The sequence below is a fragment of the Sphingobium sp. WCS2017Hpa-17 genome (assembly GCF_031843765.1).
GTDB lineage: Bacteria > Pseudomonadota > Alphaproteobacteria > Sphingomonadales > Sphingomonadaceae > Sphingobium.
The window spans coordinates 103,471-121,020 of the sequence record NZ_JAVTIV010000005.1 but is presented as its reverse complement, the minus strand read 5'-3'; the positions used below and the strand labels follow the sequence as shown (position 1 = coordinate 121,020).

The following is a 17,550-nucleotide window of genomic DNA, read 5'->3' as shown; positions in this document are numbered from 1 at the left end:
CCATGGACAATCGGCTCACCCGTTGGTGGCATGCCAATGCCCCGACCCGCGAATCGCTGGAAAAGAGCCGCATTCTTGCCCCCGTCGCCCATCGCGTGCTGGAACCCTCGCTCTGGCGCTTCACCCGCCGATCGGTGCCGCGCGGCGTGGCGCTGGGCCTGTTCGTCGGCATCTTCCTGCTGATCCCCGGCATCCAGATCGCCGGTGCCGCGCTGCTCGCACTGCCCTTCCGCGCAAACATCCCGGTGGCGGCGGCCATGACCTTCCTCTCCAACCCGGCCACCACCCCGCTCATCCTGATGGCGTCGGTGTGGCTGGGCAACTGGATGCTCGGCCGCAGCGCCGACGCATCGGGCTTCATGGCGCTGGTGGACGGCCATGCCTCGGTCAGCCAGTGGACCTCATGGTTGTTGTCGGAAGCGGCCCCGGCCATGCTGATCGGCCTCTTCCTCATCTCTTTCGTCAGTGCCGTGATCGGCTATGTGGTCGCCGACTGGTTCTGGCGCCATCGCATGGGCCGGAAATGGCAGGCGCGCAAATTGAGGATTGGCAAGGTCCATAAAAGCGGCGCATTGGAGAAGGCGACGGGCGGCTGACGCCTGCGCATTTCGGTACCAAAAGCAGGAAATCGGGTTTGAAAAGAGGTGAAGAGGCCTGGCTGATCCAGCCGCGCTCGCGACTGGCGTTGCCGCTGCTGATCCTGGCCGCGCTGGCGTCGGCCGCGCTCGTCCTCTACGCCGTGGGAAGCTGGCCGCTGGCCGCCGGTTTCGGCTCTACCATCCTCACCGCCGCCGCGCTGCTGACCTGGTACCAGCATCTTTATCCGCCCCAGATATCCGATCGCGAAGCCACGCCCGACTGGACCGTCGCCCGCGCCGCTGCCGATGCGTCCAGCATGGCGATCGCCGTCACCGACCGGGCCGGCCGCCTCGTCTGCGCCAGCGATCTGTTCGGCGAATGGTTTCCCGGCTATCCGACCCCGCCCGCCGTCACCGCCGACGAAGCGCTGGCCGATACGCTGGCCAAAGCCGCCCGTGCCGCCTGGCGCGATGGCGAGGCGAAGGTGGAGGGCTTCACCCAGGGCGCGCTCCGCCTCGACATCGACATTGCCCGCACCGGCCGGTCAGAAGATTATCTGCTCTGGCGCTTTACCCCGGTGCGCCAGCCGAGCGCACTGGACGACGTCAACCGCTTCCTGACCGGGGAAGCCGGTCGGCAACTGGGCGAAGCGGGCATCATGGCGGTAATGATCGGCGGCGAAGGCCGCATCCGCGCGGCCAATGGCGCCTTCCTGCTGCGGGCCGCGGGGCGCATCGACGCCAATATCAGCGGCCGGGATTTTGCTGCCCATATGCGGGTGGATGACAAGGGCCGGCTGTTCCTGGCGCGCGAAGAGCAGGGTGGCCTGCCGTTGCGCCTGCTTCAGGTGCCCCTGAAGCGCGCCGCCCAGCCCAACGGATCGCAGGCGTCGATGCAGGACGGCCCGATGCTGCTCCTGCTGATCGACGAGCCTTCGGGCGGCGGCGGCACCTCGGCGCTCTCCTATATCGAAACCCTGCTGTCGCTGCTGCCCTTCGGCCTCGCCATGGCGGACCGGGACGGCCGCGTCCTCTTCCTCAACAATGCCTTCGCCCGCGTCGCCGGCCTGCGCGATGGCGAAAAGCCCAGCTACCCCGGCGACCTCGTCGTACGGGAAGATCAGGCGGCCGTCGCCGACGCGGTGCGCCGCTTTGCCGTCGGTCCGCAAATGTCGGGCGATATCGCCGTGCGCATGCGCGACAATCCCGACGATCCGATCGCGCTGTCGCTGGCCGGCGTGCGCGGCCTTGGCGAAGCGGCGGTGCTGCTCAGCCTCAAGGACAATAGCGAGGAGAGCAATCTCAAGCGACAGGTGGCGCAGGCGACCAAGATGCAGGCCATCGGCCAGCTGGCCGGCGGCGTCGCGCATGACTTCAACAATATCCTGACCGCGATCATCGGCCATTGCGACCTGATGCTGATGCGCCATACGCCCGGCGACAGCGACTATGACGATATTCAGCAGGTCAAGTCGAACAGCAATCGCGCCGCCGGCCTCACCCGCCAGCTGCTCGCCTTCTCGCGCCAGCAGACGTTGCGCCCGCAAATCCTGCAACTGCCCGACATCGTCGCCGACGTCTCCACACTCCTGAAGCGCCTGCTGGGCGAAAATGTGAAGCTGGACGTCACCCATGGCCGCAATCTGGGCGCGATCCGGGCCGATCCGGGCCAGCTGGAACAGGTGATTGTCAACCTCGCGGTCAATGCCCGCGACGCCATGCCGGAAGGCGGCACCGTCAATATCCAGACCTATGCCGTCCCTGCCATCAAGGTGCGGGAAATGCGCCAGCAGATTTTGCCCGCCGGCGACTATACCGCGCTGCGCGTGTCCGACACTGGCCTCGGCATCCCGCCGGATATCCTCGCGAAGATCTTCGAACCCTTCTTCACCACCAAGGAACTGGGCAAGGGCACCGGCCTTGGCCTCTCCACCGTCTACGGCATCGTGAAACAGTCGGGCGGCTATATCTTCGCCGAATCCGAACTGGGCCGCGGCGCCAGCTTCGTCATCTACCTGCCTGTCCATAGCGGCATCGACGTCGAACAGCCGGCCGCGCCCAAGGCATCGGCCCCGCGCGCCGAAACCTGGGGCACTGGCACGGTGCTGCTGGTGGAGGATGAGGATATGGTCCGCGCCGTCGCCGAACGGGCGCTGACCCGGCAAGGCTATAAGGTGCTGACCGCCAATGACGGCGAGCAGGGGCTGGAGGTCTTGAACGGCGCCGAAAAGATCGACCTTCTGATCTCCGACGTGGTCATGCCCAATATGGATGGCCCCGCCATGGTGGCGCAGGCCCGCCGCACCCATCCCAACCTGCCGGTGCTGTTCATGTCGGGCTATGCGGAGGAACAGCTGCGCAAGTCGATCGATATCGCCAATGTCGCCTTCCTGCCCAAGCCCTTCTCGGTGAACCAGCTAGCCGAGGCGGCGCGTGACGCGCTGGCGAGTGCATCGGCGGCGGAATAGGCCTGCGCTGGATCAAGGTGAATATGCTGGGCAATGCCGCCGTGATGCGGTAGCGATTCGGCTGCATCAAAGGGCCAGAAGAACAGGGGACACAGCAGCATGTCGGACGCCAGAAGCATATTGATCGTCGAGGACGAGGCGATGATCGGCATGATGCTGGAGGATTATCTCGACGCGCTGGGCTATCGCCTGCACGGCCTCGCTGCTTCGGTCGACGAAGCCTGTGCTCTGGCCAGCGCGGGCGGGTTCGACGCGGCGCTGGTCGATTGCAATTTGCAGGGTGAAAAAAGCTGGCCCGTCGCCGACATATTGGCCCAGCAGGACATTCCCTTCATCTTCGCCACCGGCGGCATGGCTGATGACCTGCCGGCCGCGCATGCGGATCGCCCGACCTTGCCCAAACCCTTCACCATCGGCGCGGTCGAACGCGCGCTGGGTAAAATATTGGGCGGATAAAAACAGGATAGCAGGAACAGGATAGGAAATTTCCGTTCCCCTCTTGTTCTCGTGGAACAAACGGGATACATCATCGGTCAGACGCACGGAGCCCATGCGTTCCGCTTGACAGAGGACTGGCCGATGACTGCACTGCTCTCACTCATCGATTCCAAGAAGACGGGAAACATGGACAGACAGAAAGCATTGGACGCGGCGCTCGCACAGATCGACCGCGCCTTCGGTAAAGGCTCGGCGATGAAGCTGGGCAGCCGGGAGAAGCTGGAGATTGAATCCATCTCCACCGGCTCCATCGGCCTCGACATCGCGCTCGGCATCGGCGGCCTGCCCAAGGGGCGGATCATCGAAATCTATGGCCCGGAAAGCTCGGGCAAGACCACGCTGACGCTGCACGCCATCGCCGAAGCGCAAAAGGCGGGCGGCACCGCTGCCTTCGTGGACGCCGAACATGCGCTCGACCCGGCCTATGCCAAGAAGCTGGGCGTCGATATCGACGAACTGATCGTGTCGCAGCCGGATACCGGCGAGCAGGCGCTGGAAATCGTCGATACGCTGGTCCGCTCCAACGCCATCGACATTCTCGTGATCGACTCCGTTGCGGCGCTGGTGCCCCGTGCGGAAATCGAAGGCGAAATGGGCGACAGCCATGTCGGCCTTCAGGCCCGCCTCATGTCGCAAGCCCTGCGCAAGCTGACCGGCTCGATCTCGCGCTCCAAATGTATGGTGATCTTCATCAACCAGGTACGCATGAAGATCGGCGTGATGTACGGCAATCCGGAAACCACGACCGGCGGCAATGCGCTCAAATTCTACGCTTCGGTCCGCCTCGACATTCGCCGCACTGGCCAGATCAAGGATCGCGACGATATCGTCGGCAACGCGACCCGCGTGAAGGTGGTGAAGAATAAGGTCGCCCCGCCCTTCAAGCAGGTCGAATTCGACATCATGTATGGCGAAGGCATTTCCAAGATCGGCGAAATGCTCGACATCGGCGTGAAGGCCGGCCTGGTCGAGAAATCGGGCGCCTGGTTCTCCTACGACTCGATCCGTATCGGGCAGGGGCGTGAAAATGCCAAAACCTATCTGCGCGAACATCCCGAACTGGCGGACAAGCTGGAACAGGCGATTCGTGGCAAGACCGATGAAGTCGCCGAAGGCATGATGACCGGACCCGATGCGGAGGATGATGGCGAATAAGCCCTGACGGAGCGTCCGGCCGGATCAGCCGGAACGTACCCCATGGCCCCCGCCCGCCTTGCGCATCACGCACCGAAAAGGCCCGCTGCGTCTCCCACGCAGCGGGCCTTTTACCGTTGATGGCGGGGAGGGAGCGACTTTCCGATAGGATCAGGATGACGCAACAAAATGTCTGATTCTGCGTGAAATGTGCGAAGTTAAGCGTAGGTAATCCTACTTCGCTAAGGGGCGGCATGAACGCCGCCGCGGCTTCTCAATATGGCGTCATACTCTTGATCCGTTCGCCCTGAACCTGTCGAAGGGCCCTGCTGAAAGTCATGCAAGGCTCTGGTCGGCAGGCAGATTCCACGCCTCGCTCCAACCGGCTCTTGCGCGCCGCCTGCGGCCCCACGATGCTGCATGTAGCAGCCCGATTCGGCCGCCCCCTCTGACATCCGGACATATAAAGATGCGCGTCGCGATCGAAGCGATACTCGACTATCAATTTGCCGAACCGACCGATGTGCTGCTGGCTGTGGAGGCGGCGGCCGTGCCCGACCAGCGGGTTGTCACCCAATCGCACATCATTGACAATGCCGGCCCGTTGACCAACAAGGTCGGCGGCAGCGGCATCGGTCGCCGCACCTGGACGCGTACCGGCACCGGCCGCATGCTCAGCACCTATCGCGCGACGGTGGAGATAGACCGCCTGCCTGTCTCCATCAGCAGCCTGCCCAAAAGCCCGTTGCCCAGCCTCCCGGAAGATGTTCTCCCCTTCATCTGGCCCAGCCGCTATTGCGAAGCCGACCGTTTCGGTAGCTTCGTCAGCGGCCATTTCGCCGATCTTGAGGGCGGCGCGCTGGTGCAGGCACTGGTTGACTGGGTGCATGACAATCTCGTCTATGTGCCGGGCAGTTCCAACATCACCACCACCGCCGCCGACACTTTCGTCGCGCAGCAGGGCGTCTGCCGCGACTATGCCCATCTGACCGCCGCACTCATCCGTTCGCGCGACATTCCCGCCCGGCTCGTGTCGGTCTACGCCCTCGATCTCGATCCGCCGGACTTCCACGCCGTGGTCGAAGTCTGGCTCGACGGGGCCTGGCATCTGGTCGATGCCACCGGCCTCGCCCCGGTCGAAACCATGGTCCGGATCGCCGTCGGTCGAGACGCCACCGACATTGCCTTCATGACCATTTTCGGCGGCGCAACCATGAACGCCCAGTCGATCAGCGTCACCCGAGTCGTCGACGATCTGGCATAGCGGCTGGTTGTCGGCGCGCGACTATGCTTGGTTGGCATCATGGAAATGCTCGAAAGCCTGTTCCGCCTATATGCTGCCCATTGCGATGCACGGTGGTGGATCGGTCCCCGACCCGATGGCCCGGCGGATAGCGTTCCTCGCGCTATCGCCGCGCATATTGGCTATCCCACCGCCCGCCACGACCCCTTCGTGCCGCCCGGTTTGCTGACACTGAATTTTCAGCAGGTTGCATATGTGCTGGCGGTCGCCGGGACAGTCGGTCTGGCTTACGGCTTTCGCGCTCCCCGCTCAGATGACTTCAAGAGCGCCGCACTTGCCCTCAACGCCCTTGGATCGAACCGTAACTTCGTCGCCAACGGCCTGTGGTCGGCTGACGCCGATGGCAGCATGGAATGGACTGCCCTTAGCTCGGCAACCTTCGACTGCGGCCTGATCGGTTTCGATCGCGACCACGCCTTCACCTTCTGGGTGGAGGAAGAGGACTGATTCTCTTCCTCCCGCCTCAATAGTCCTTCGAATAACGCAGGTTCGCCGAGGATCCGGCATTGGTGCCGGTCTTCGACAACAGGCTCAACGTCTTGGACAGCGCGATCTCCAGCTGGGTGGCGGTGAAGCCCTTCGAATCGGTGATCACCTCCACATAGATATTGTTGGAGATATGCTGACCGACTGCCAGTGACGTGCCGCGTCCGGTCGTCTCGTCGCCGCCGACGATACCGATCCGGTCAAGCCCCGACGCGCCCTGCAACTTGCCCATCGGGTTCAAGCCGCCGCTGCCACCGCGCAGGCCATTGAGCGCTGCCGCAAGCTGTACCGCCTGCATCGGCGACAGATTCGCCACATTGTCCCCGAACAATATGCGCGACAGAATTTCGTCTTGCGGCAAAGTGGGTGTGGAGATGAAGGCGATGTCGGGCTGCTGCGCCGATCCCGTCACCTGGATGCCCGCCGTCACCGTGTCGATCCGCGTCTGCGCCTTGATTTGCAGGATCGGGTTCAGCATCGGCCCGTTGAAGGTGATGACACCCTGTTCCAGGTCGAACTGATGGCCTGAGAAGCTGTAGCGGCCCCGCAGCGATTCGATCTTGCCGACCACGCGCGGATTGGCGGTGGTGCCGGTGACGCGCATATTGGTCTTCCATTCGGAATCAAGCCCCATGCCGGTCACATAAATCTCGTTGTCGGCCCGCACCCGGATGTCCAGCTTCCAGTCGGCCGGCTTGCTCGCAGCCTTGCGCGCCGCCAGCCGCTCGGCCAGCGGATCGGAGCCATCACCCTTGCGCCGCACGCCCGTCAGCTGCCGGATCTCCGTGCCACCCTGCCATGCGACGCGATAGCGCGTCTCGGGCAGGTTCAGGTCTCCCTTGATCAGGCCGCCATTGGCCGCGCTGTTGGTGATATTGAGCGTCCCGCTGACCACGCTGGTGATCGCCTCGCTGCGCGCCAGCCGCGCCCGGTTGAGCTTCACCGCGATATCCATCGGGAAACCGCTGTCCGCCGCCAGCCCGACATTGCCCGATGCCTGCACCGTGCCGTCGCCGGCCCGGCCGGAAAAGTCGCGAATCTCCAGATGATCGTTGGTGAAGCGGCCATCCAGCTTCATCTGGGTAACCCGCGTGCCGAACGTCTCATTCTCATAAGTCAGCGCATTGGCCCGCACCACGCCGTTGAGGCGCGGGTCGGCAAGCCGCCCACTGAAATCGGCCGCAACCGCCAGCCCGCCGGTCAACTGCTGGTCCGCCATCCCGGCGAAGGAGAAGAGCACATCGGCCGGCCCGGCATAGCGGATGCCACCGCCCAACGGTGCATTCTGCAACTGCTCTGCCCAGCTCGCGCCCGCGCCCGGCGGTGCCAGCGTGGCGGTAAAGCGGCCCAGCGTGCTGCTGCCCTCGCGGATCAGGCCGCGCAGGTCACCGCCGGCCGAGGACAGCTTGCCCTCGACGCTCATCGACACCGGATCGGACACGGCGGTCAGGCTGGACCGGCGGAAATCATTGATCGCCAGCCGCGTCGTCGCAGTGGGGAAGGCGCTGCCCTTCTGCGCATAATCCAGCGTCCCGGTCATCCGGCCACCAATGCCCATGCCCGGCGCCATCATGTTGACGATGGCGAGGTCGAAATCCTTGAACCGCGCCTGCGCGCTGGTCGTGTCGCCAAAGCGACCGGCCAGGTCGACCTTGCCCTGCGGCAACACCAGCGTCACCGGCTCCAGCCTGTAACCGCCCGCATCGGTGCGGATGATCGCCGGCTGCGCCAGCTTGAAATCGACATTGGCGGCCTTGCCTTGCAACACCACGGCATAAAGGTCGGGGCGCAACGCCGCATTGACCGCGATGGAGAATGGCACGCCGCTCGACCCGTCGGCGACCATCTGCGCACGTCCCCGTCCGCCTTGGTAGTCGAGCCGCGCCCGCGCCTTGCGCACGACATAGTCGCCATAGGCGGCATTGGCGATTTGGGCGTCGGCCTTGATCTGCGGCTGATCGGTCAGCAGGATGGACGCGGTCACGATCGCCCGGCCGATCACCACATCGGCCTCACCCGGCAATTTGGCGTTGCTGGCGGTGGCGTTGACGTCGACGCCCTGCACCTTGCCCACTGCTGCCAGCTTGACCGCGCCATTGATGCCGGAGCCGTTCAGCGCCAGCTGCCCGGTGAAGGGGCCAGCGGCGCTCTGCTGGATTCGGCCGTTCATATCGACCCCGGCAAAGCGCGCCTTGGTGACGTCGATGGTCAACGGCCCCTGCGCCGTGCGGATCAGCACATTGGCGAAGAAAGGACCATAAGGCGACCCGCCTGTCGCTTCCAGCCGATAACCGGCCGCCTCGCCATTCAGCTTCGCGACCACATCGGTCAATTGCACGCCGACATTGGGCCGCGTCGCGCGCAACACCGCCTGCGGCCGTTCCATCGTCCCGCGCACCGTCAGCGCCAGCGGCCCATATTGTTTCGACGAAGCGGTGGCGTCGAACGCGACCTGCCCGTCCGTGTCATAACTGCCGGAACCCGAATTTATGGTGAAATTGGGGGCCGCACCCTTCAGGCCGGCGAGCGTGAACTTGCCCTCCGGCGTCATGCCGATCCGGCCGGACATGACCGCATTGCCGCCCAGGAAATCGCGGACGGAGGCGTTCTCCCAGCGTGCGGTCCGCACGCCGAAGCGCCCGCCCAGTCCGAAGCCGCCCTTGGGTCCGGGGATCAGTTCGACGTCGGTGTTGAGGTTGACGATGCCGACGCCGTCGATCTTGTAATCATTGACCCGGCCTTTGAGCGCGCCGCGATAGATGGCGTTGTCCAGGTCGGCCAGCACGATCGCGGTGGCATCCACCTTGTCGCTGTCGATCTTCAGATTGTCGCTGATCAGCTTGCCCGCTGCATAGGCGAAATCGCCCTTCACGCGTAGATTCTGGAGCAGGCCGCCTGCCGCCGCGTTAAGGCCTGTCACCCGCGTCGCGGTGGCGTTGACCGGGATGCGAATACGATCCGCGTCGATCACCGCCCGGCCGCTGGCCTTCAGATTCTCGATCCCGGTCGCGTCGAAAGCGATGCTCTTGGCCGTGATGTCATAGTCGATGAACGGCGTCGCCATCGGTCCGTCGAGGATGATGGAAGCGCGGACATCGCGCCCCTTGACCTTGTCCATGATCGCGCCGGGCGTCAGCAGCGCGGCGTTGATCTTGAGCGCACTGAACTGGCTTTTGCCCAGATCGATCAGGCCTTGCGCATCGGCGCTCATCGCCGGCGACCGCAGCGTCCCCTTAATGTTCACCCGCCGCTCGTTCAGCCCGGCGAACAGGTCGACGTCCAGTTGCGGCGCCGTCAGCCGGTCGACCGTGCCGGCAAAGACCAACCCAGGCCGCACCGGTCCCTTGGCGGTGAAATTACCATCACGCGCCGCCAGCATGATGTTGGCCAACTCGCCCTTGGGCGACGTCGCGACGATCCTGCCGTCCCACGCCTGCCATGTGCCCTTGCCGTCCAGCGTCGCTGTCATGCCGTCGGTCAGGCCGGACATGGCGGCAATGACGCCACCCTTGGGCGCGGTCAGCGTGCCGCTCATGGAAAGGCGATTCTGTTCCGGCACCGCGTCCAGCTTCGCCTGCAACCGGTCGCCGCTGTCGACGATCGCATCGGCCGACAGGATGGCGCGGCCATCCGAAATGTGGGTGACGCCGTCGATCGCAATCTCGCGCTTCTGGCCGATGACCGGCTTGGCCAGCACGAACTTGCCGATCTTCATCCGGTCGACGTCGATATCCAGATCCGGCAGGATCGGTGCGTTGGGATCGCTTGCCACGACATTGAACTGCGGGCTGCGCGCCAGCACGACCAGCGGCGTTTCCAGCAGGCTGACCGAGATATGGTTGTTGATGTAGCGGAACGGCCGCCAGATCACATGCACCTTGGGGCTGACCGCGAACACGCCCTTGGGGTCGCGCAGCACCAGGTCATGGATCGTCATGTCGCTATAGATCGACCCGTCGATCCGGCCGACCTCGATCTTCATGCCCGATTCCATCTGGAGCGCGGCTATCTGCTGGATCAGGAATTTCTTGCCCGGCTGGGTGTTGAGGCCCAGCAGCAGGCCTGCGACCAGAACCACCAGCGCCACGACCAGACCGACCGCGCCTATCGCGATCTTCTGCCACAAGGGCCGCCTCTCGCGGATGACCAGGGTTTCGGTCGCTTCGGGCGCCGTGGTGGGGGTGTCGTCCTGCGCCATCAGAATGCCTGCCCGATGCCGATATAGAGAGCGAATTTGGATTCGCCGGGCTGCCGGTTGATCGGCATGGCGATGTCCGCGCGGAACGGGCCGAAATTGGTGTAGAAGCGGCCGCCTATACCGACGCCATAGCGCATGTCTTTGAATTTGGGCATGGAGCTTTCATAGACCTGACCCGCATCGACAAAGGCGACGACGCCATAATTGCCGAAGCGATAGCGGCCCTCGACCGCGAATTCATTGACGGATCGGCCACCGACCGGATCGTTGTTCGCGTCCTTCGGCCCCAGTTCCTGATAGCCAAAACCACGCACCGATCCGCCGCCACCGGCATAGATGCGCCGCGATGGCGCGACATCGTCGCGGCTGACACCGCTGATCGTGCCGACCTTCGCCCGGCCGGCGATGACCAGGCTGTCCGACACAGGATAATAGCCGGTCAGGTCGAAACTGGCGCGCAGATAGGGGGAGAAATTGCCCTGCAACGACCCTTCCGGTTCGGCGCGCACATTGGCGCGGAATCCCTTGGTCGGGTTGAGCAGATCGTTCGACCGGTCATAGCCGATCTGCACCGGCAGGCCGCCGATGAAATAGGTGCGCCGCGTCTTGTCCGCCGTCAGCAGGTTGGTCACCACCTGTTCGTTGGTCAGCAGGACTTCCGCACCATAGCTGTAGGTCCAGCGCTTCTGGAAGATCGGCGTCGATTGCCGCGACCAGCCGACATTCAGGCCGGCGGTAAAGGCCTCATAGGCATCGTAATTCTGGTGGTTGAGCGTGATCCCGGTCTGGAATGTCTTGTCCCGCTTGCCGGCATTGGACCGGCGGAAGGTCGCCGACGCGCCCTGTTCCTGCGTCCCAGCGATCGCGCCCAGGATCAGCGCACCTTCGGGACGGAACATGTTGCGGTGGGTCCATGTCCCCTCCGCGCGGAAGCCCTGTCCGGTGCCATAGCCTGCTTCGCCTGCCAAAGTGCGCGGCGGCCCGGCCTCCTGCTCGACCATCAGGTCGACATATTCGGTCCCGTCCGGCCCGGCTTCCCCGGTCTGCACCGGCTCCACCGACACGCTGGAGAAGAGCGCGGTCGCCACCAGCGCCTTGCGCAGGTCATCGACCTTGCGGCTGTCATAGATCTGGCCGGGCTTGTAGCGCTTGATGACCTCCATATGATCGGCACCAAACGCCTGCTTCTCGCCGGAGGTCACGATCTTGCGGAACGTGCCGCGCGGGCCGACCGTAACGGGCAGCGTATAATCGCCCGTCACAGTCGCAGGATCGAGCAATATGTCGCGTTCGCCGACCTTGGCGAAGGGATAGCCATTTTCGGGCAGCTTCAGCGCCACATTGGCTTCCGCGCTCTCCACCAGAGTCGCGACGATGAAATCGCCGCTCTTCAACGGCAGGCTGTCGCGGACCAGATTCGGCGGCACGGTCTGGTCTGCGGTGATGACGATGTTGCCGATCTTGTAGCGCTTGCCCGGCGTCACGGAGATCACGGCCTTCAGCGTCCCGTCACCCGCCTGATCCAGGCTGGCGAGCGCCGTCGCATCATAATAGCCTTCGGAATAGAGCAGGCGCGTCGCCAACTTCTCGTCTTCCTGCGCCCGCGCCTGCACCATGGCGGCGGTTTCCGCCTTGCCCTTGCCGTCGATCAGTGCGGAGGCGCCGCGGAACTCGTCTTCCAGCCCCGTCTTGCCGAACCCTTCGATGCTGGTGGCATAGCGCACGTCGGGCAGCTTGGCATTGGGGTCCTGGTTTGCCGCCACATTGGCCGGCACGGTCACGCTGTCGAGCGGCGGCAGCGGTTGGGCCAGTTCCTGCTCCTCGGCCGGATCGATCGCCGGCGGCAATTCCGTGGGCGTGCCCGCCTCTTGCGGCATCTGCTGGTCGATCCAGCTGTCGATCGAGGGCAGGGGCGCGTTGGGATCGGTCGCCGTCGCGTCACCGGGCACTTTCGGCAGCCGCGCCTCGAATTGATCGTCGGGCAGAATCGGCTCTTCGGCCTCGCTCTGCACGGCCTCGGCCGGAACGGTGGGCGTCGCGCTCTGCGCCATCAACGGCAGCGGCGATGCCGTCATCAGCGCCACGGCCAATATGCGCCGGACATGATAGGCCTGCCGTCTGTTCATGAAATCGCGATGCCCCTTTCGCGCCGGACATTCCACATGCCCCGCAAAGAGGCAATACGCCCAAAGGGTTGCGACGGTTCCGTTCGCGACATGATTTGCCGTGCTTCCCTCATGACGTTGCGGAGTCTAGAGCCGATGCATGACATTTGCCCTCAATATTTCACGTTCCCTCTCCGGCCAGCCCTGGCGCTGGCGGGGCGGCAATGCGGATGCCCGCGACCCGTCCTACCTGCCCGACGATCTGGTGACGCAATTGCTGCTGGCGCGCGGTTGCCCGCGCGACGCGCTGGACGCGCACCGCAACCCCACCATCCGCGCCTTCATGCCCGACCCCAGCCTGTTTCGCGACATGGATGCGGCGGCTGAACGGATCGCCGACGCGGTCCAGGCGCAGGAGGATGTGCGCATCTTCGGCGATTATGACGTCGATGGCGCGACCAGCGCCGCGCTGCTCATCCGCCTGCTGCGCGACCTTGGCTTGCATGCCAAACCCTATATCCCCGATCGACTGATGGAGGGCTATGGCCCCTCGGGCGAGGCGCTGGTGCGGCTGGCGGGGGAGGGCGCGACCCTGATCGTCACCGTCGATTGTGGCGCACAGGCGTTCGAGGCGCTGTCGATGGCCAAGGCCACCGGCGTCGATGTCGTTGTAGTCGATCATCATAAATGCGCGACCCAGTTGCCCGAAGCCTTCGCGCTGGTGAACCCCAACCGGCTGGACGAACATCCCGATGCCGCTGTCCATGGCCATCTGGCGGCGGTCGGCGTAGCCTTCCTGCTGGGCGCGCGGCTCCTGAAAGCGCTCGACGCGCGCGGCTGGTTCGCCAGCCGGGCCAAGCCCAATATCCTCGACCTGCTCGACATCGTGGCGCTCGGCACCGTGGCGGACGTGGCGCAGCTGCGCGGCCTCAACCGCGCCTTCGTGGCGCAGGGGCTGAAGGTCATGGCGAAGCGGCACAATGTCGGCCTGGCCGCGCTGATCGACGCCAGCCGCCTGACCCGCGCACCGCTCTGCCACGACCTCGGCTTCGCGCTTGGCCCGCGCATCAACGCCGGTGGCCGCGTTGGTCAGGCGGATCTGGGCGTGCGCCTGCTGACGACACAAGATCCGGACGAGGCCGCGCGCATCGCCGCCCAGCTCGATCACTATAATGAAGAACGCCGTGCCATCGAATCGACGGTGCAGGAACAGGCGGAGGAACTGCTCGCCGCGCAGGGCAATCGTGCCGTCGCCGTCATATCGGGGCAGGGCTGGCATCCTGGCGTCATCGGCATCGTTGCGGGGCGCATCAAGGAAAAGGCCGGGCGGCCTGCCATCGTCATCGCTGTGGACGACGACGGCGTGGGCAAGGGCTCCGGCCGATCCATATCCGGCGTGGACCTTGGCGCGGCGGTGATGGCGGCCAAGGATAGCGGCCTGCTGGTCGCGGGCGGCGGCCATGCCATGGCGGCGGGCCTGACAGTCATGGCCGACCGCATCGACGCGCTCGCCGACTATCTGGACGACCGCCTGTCCGCCGCCGTCAGCAAGGCGCGCGACGATCGCGCCTTGCTGATCGACGCGGTGCTGGCGCCCGCCGGCGTGAACCCGGACTTCGTCGCCGCGATCGAGCAGGGCGGCCCCTATGGCGCCGGCTGGCCCGCGCCGCTGATCGCTGCTGGCCCGATGCGAGTGGTGAAGGCCGATGTGGTCGGCAATGGCCATTTGCGTGCCGTGATGGCAGGGCTGGATGGTCGCTCGATCAAGACCATCGCCTTCCGCAAAGCGGAAAGCGACATGGGGCAGGCGATCCTGGCCGCGCCCTATGACCGGAAATTATGGGTCGCGGGCAAGGCGAAGATCGACGACTGGGGCAGCCGCCCCGCCGCCGAACTGCATCTGGAGGACGCCGCCTGGGCCGATTGAGAAAGATTGCATTTTTCTTGCGCAAAAGGGGTTGACCGTTTCGCCGTCCCCGCCTAATTGCGCCCTCGCTTCGCAGCGCTGCCACGGCAGCAGCAACGAACGGCCCCTTCGTCTAGCGGTTAGGACGCGGCCCTTTCACGGCTGAAACACGGGTTCGATTCCCGTAGGGGTCACCACTTCCTTTAATTGTCAGGAAGATGGCGACCGGCACTAGAGCCGGTTGCATGGTGATGACGCCCTCTCTAGGGCTGCCTCCAATGGTCATCTTGTTTCGTCTGCTCTGCCTGCTGATCGGCCTTGCCCCGGTCGCGGCCTTCGCCCTTCCCGCCAATCGGCCGACGCCCGGTTTCACCCGCGTGGCGATCGAAACATCGGTCGGTACGATCATCGTCGCGGTAGACCAGAAGCGGGCGCCGCGCACCTCGGCCAATTACCTCACCTATGTCGATGATGGCCGGTTCGATGGCGTGACCTTCTACCGCGCGGCGCGGCGCAAGAGCGATCCCAAATATGGCCTGATTCAGGGCGGCATCGACACCGATGCCCGCCGATCGCTGCCGCCCATCCCGCACGAGCCGACGACGCAGACCGGCATCCTCCATCTTGACGCTACCCTGTCGATGGCGCGGCCCAATCGCCCCAATTCCGCGATGGGCAATTTCTTCATCACCATCGGCGCCACGCCCAACATGGACGCGCGGGGTGATTATATCGGCTATGCGGCCTTCGGCCATGTCGTGGGCGGCATGGATGTGGTGCGCAAGATACTGGCCGTGCCGACCTGCTGCGGCTCCGGGCCGATGCGCGGGCAGATGATCGTCAAGCCCATCACCATCCTGCACGCAAAGCGTCTGGACGGTACGCCCAAGCCCTCGCGCGGGGTCAAGCCCTGGCTGATCGGCCTCAATCGCAAACCGGCGAAGTGAACTGGTCCGCCAATTGCGACAGCGAGTTGGACAGCTTTAAGCGAACACCGCCCGCTCCCGCACCCATTGCCGCGCGCCTTCGCGCGGTGGGCGGGCCTGGATCTTCTTCCACGCCTGTTCGTGGAAGAAGAAAGCGACGGCATTGATGACCGGCTCGATCAGGGCAATGCCACCGGCCAGCGCGATCGATCCGGTCATCAGGTAAGCGACGGTGAAGCCGACGGTCAGGTGAATGGACAGATAGGTGCCGGTCTTGATCAGGTCGAGCGACATGGGGCGTCTCCTTGTTGCGATCTATCTAAGAATCGTTCGCAATAACTGCCAACGGCTTTTTCCACTGGCTCTGATCGGTGGGAGCGATCAGGTTAGCGCCGGCTAAGGAGAGCGACCATGGCGGGACGGATCAGGGTGGGCATTGGCGGCTGGGTCTATGAGCCGTGGCGGGGCAGCTTCTATCCACAAGGGCTGCGGCAGAAGGACGAACTGGCCTATGTCGGCGAGCATCTGACCGCGACCGAGATCAATGCGACCTATTATAGCAGCCAGAAGCCCGCTACCTTCGCCGGCTGGGCGAAGGCAGTGCCGGACGGTTTCCAGTTCGCAGTCAAGGCGTCCCGCTATGCCACGAATCGCAAGGTGTTGGCGGAGGCGGGCGATTCGATCGCAAAGTTCACGCAGCAGGGCATTGCCGAACTGGGCGATCGGCTGGGGCCGATCCTGTGGCAGTTCATGGCCACCAAAAAGTTCGATGCCGAAGATTTCGGCGCTTTCCTGAAGCTGTTACCCGTCAGCGTCGATGGTGTGCCGCTCCGCCATGCGTTGGAGGTGCGACATGAGAGCTTCGACAGCCCTGCCTTTCTCGACATGGCGCGGGATGCCGGAGCCGCGGTGGTGTTTGCCGATCATGAAGAATATCCTGCCATCATCGGCTATGATGTCGGCTTTGCCTATAATCGGTTGATGCGGACTCAGGCTGAAGAGTCTGCCGGCTACGCTATCGCCGACATCGCCCGCTGGACCGATCATGCGCGGGAGCAGGCGACGCGGGGTGATGTGTTCAGTTTCTTCATCAGCGGAGCCAAGGAACGCAACCCCGCCGCCGCCCGCGCCATGATCGTGGCTTTGGGGTAACAGTCCTGTTGCTCTGTTGCGTTTGATGCAATCGGCATGCCGTGCTTTGCGATTGTTACAAGAATATGACGGGCGTAGTGGCCCGCATCCCCGAAGATCGGGGATCGAGTCTTGTCAATATGGAGCAAAATATGCGTCAGATGTTTCAGGGCACTGTGCTGGCCGTTGCGGTCGGCGTTCAGATGCTGACCTTCTATTCGGTGCTTTATGCCTGATCGCGGTTCGCCCGTGATCTTCATCCCGACAGGTCGGGGTGCCAAAAGGCCGCTCCTGGGATAATCCAGGGCGGCCTTTTACTTTATATCGACTTGCTGTTGTTGCGATAGGCAATGGCGATCGCCTCATCCTTCCGCCAGCCAGCCGGCGAGCAGATAGGCCACGACGCCGATCGGGCCCAGCGCGCAGAGCGTCAGCAGTACCAGCGCGACGCGGAGCAGCGTGACGTCCAGCCCGGTGCGGTTGGCGATCCCGGCGCATACACCCATGATCTTGCCATTGCGACGGTCGAGGGTGAAACTGTTGTTCATGACTTGGGCCTTTCGATAATGGGGGCTGTAGGGGCGACGATCAGGCGATCGGCGCGACGGGCACGGCGGCGCTGACGAACAGGCTGGCAACGATGACCGCGCTGGCGAGGGCGAAAGCCGCGTTCTGGATCTTGGCGATGGACATGGTGGATACTCCCTGCTGTGTGTGGCCGGTCATCCGGCCTTGATGTCCACAGGGATTGCAGATGCCGTGCCAACTTTATCATTCGGCAGAAATGCGTGTGTTTTGCGCGATTGCAGCCTATGGG

At 64.3% G+C, this 17,550-nt stretch carries 14 protein-coding genes and 1 tRNA gene; 11 read left to right on the top strand and 4 right to left on the bottom strand.

Annotation, left to right across the window (positions count from 1 at the left end; genetic code table 11):
* The first annotated feature begins 2 nt into the window (after positions 1 to 2).
* From RQH62_RS10475 to RQH62_RS10450, 6 genes are all read left to right on the top strand, one after another.
* Entirely contained in the window at positions 3 to 596 is a 594-nt protein-coding gene (locus tag RQH62_RS10475) for a DUF2062 domain-containing protein (protein WP_311268699.1), read from the top strand.
* 38 nt (positions 597 to 634) lie between these two features.
* Positions 635 to 3,046: an ATP-binding protein gene (locus RQH62_RS10470; RefSeq protein ID WP_405053537.1), complete on the top strand. Its 2,412-nt coding sequence runs from the start codon at positions 635 to 637 to the stop codon at positions 3,044 to 3,046.
* A 99-nt stretch (positions 3,047 to 3,145) separates the two neighbouring features.
* A complete protein-coding gene (locus RQH62_RS10465; protein ID WP_311268698.1) occupies positions 3,146 to 3,502 on the top strand; it encodes a response regulator in 357 nt (118 codons plus the stop codon).
* A 123-nt stretch (positions 3,503 to 3,625) separates the two neighbouring features.
* Positions 3,626 to 4,699: a recombinase RecA gene (gene recA, locus RQH62_RS10460; protein ID WP_311268697.1), complete on the top strand. Its 1,074-nt coding sequence runs from the start codon at positions 3,626 to 3,628 to the stop codon at positions 4,697 to 4,699.
* A gap of 448 nt (positions 4,700 to 5,147) precedes the next feature.
* Positions 5,148 to 5,942: a transglutaminase family protein gene (locus RQH62_RS10455; RefSeq protein WP_311268696.1), complete on the top strand. Its 795-nt coding sequence runs from the start codon at positions 5,148 to 5,150 to the stop codon at positions 5,940 to 5,942.
* A 39-nt stretch (positions 5,943 to 5,981) separates the two neighbouring features.
* On the top strand, positions 5,982 to 6,428 hold the full coding sequence (locus RQH62_RS10450) for a hypothetical protein (RefSeq protein ID WP_311268695.1): 447 nt from the start codon (positions 5,982 to 5,984) through the stop codon (positions 6,426 to 6,428).
* A gap of 16 nt (positions 6,429 to 6,444) precedes the next feature.
* Here the strand turns inward: RQH62_RS10450 and RQH62_RS10445 are convergent, their stop codons facing one another.
* Together RQH62_RS10445 and RQH62_RS10440 are read right to left on the bottom strand one after the other, a co-directional pair.
* Positions 6,445 to 10,665, bottom strand: coding sequence for a translocation/assembly module TamB domain-containing protein (locus tag RQH62_RS10445; RefSeq protein ID WP_311268694.1), 4,221 nt, complete (start codon positions 10,663 to 10,665; stop codon positions 6,445 to 6,447).
* The gene (locus RQH62_RS10440; RefSeq protein ID WP_311268693.1) at positions 10,665 to 12,791 is read right to left on the bottom strand and encodes a BamA/TamA family outer membrane protein; all 2,127 of its coding nucleotides are present in this window, start codon (positions 12,789 to 12,791) and stop codon (positions 10,665 to 10,667) included. The genes RQH62_RS10445 and RQH62_RS10440 overlap by 1 nt, the downstream gene beginning before the upstream one ends.
* Positions 12,792 to 12,930: 139 nt before the next feature.
* On the opposite strand from RQH62_RS10440, the gene recJ reads away from it, so the two are divergent.
* From recJ to RQH62_RS10425, 3 genes are all read left to right on the top strand, one after another.
* A complete protein-coding gene (gene recJ, locus RQH62_RS10435) occupies positions 12,931 to 14,697 on the top strand; it encodes a single-stranded-DNA-specific exonuclease RecJ (RefSeq protein WP_311268692.1) in 1,767 nt (588 codons plus the stop codon).
* Positions 14,698 to 14,798: 101 nt separating this feature from the next.
* A tRNA-Glu gene (locus RQH62_RS10430) sits at positions 14,799 to 14,873 on the top strand.
* An 81-nt stretch (positions 14,874 to 14,954) separates the two neighbouring features.
* Positions 14,955 to 15,623 carry a peptidylprolyl isomerase gene (locus RQH62_RS10425; RefSeq protein WP_311268691.1) on the top strand — a complete coding sequence of 223 codons (669 nt, stop codon included), beginning with the start codon at positions 14,955 to 14,957 and terminating at the stop codon, positions 15,621 to 15,623.
* A gap of 36 nt (positions 15,624 to 15,659) precedes the next feature.
* On the opposite strand, the gene RQH62_RS10420 is transcribed toward RQH62_RS10425, so the two are convergent.
* The gene (locus RQH62_RS10420) at positions 15,660 to 15,896 is read right to left on the bottom strand and encodes a DUF2061 domain-containing protein (RefSeq protein WP_311268690.1); all 237 of its coding nucleotides are present in this window, start codon (positions 15,894 to 15,896) and stop codon (positions 15,660 to 15,662) included.
* A gap of 117 nt (positions 15,897 to 16,013) precedes the next feature.
* Between RQH62_RS10420 and RQH62_RS10415 the strand changes: the two genes are divergently transcribed.
* Entirely contained in the window at positions 16,014 to 16,754 is a 741-nt protein-coding gene (locus tag RQH62_RS10415; RefSeq protein WP_311268689.1) for a DUF72 domain-containing protein, read from the top strand.
* Positions 16,755 to 16,819: 65 nt separating this feature from the next.
* Positions 16,820 to 16,969, top strand: a complete 150-nt coding sequence (locus tag RQH62_RS10410; RefSeq protein WP_311268688.1) for a hypothetical protein — start codon at positions 16,820 to 16,822, stop codon at positions 16,967 to 16,969.
* Positions 16,970 to 17,095: 126 nt separating this feature from the next.
* On the opposite strand, the gene RQH62_RS10405 is transcribed toward RQH62_RS10410, so the two are convergent.
* Entirely contained in the window at positions 17,096 to 17,281 is a 186-nt protein-coding gene (locus tag RQH62_RS10405) for a PspC domain-containing protein (RefSeq protein ID WP_311268687.1), read from the bottom strand.
* Between the last annotated feature and the right edge of the window lie 269 nt (positions 17,282 to 17,550).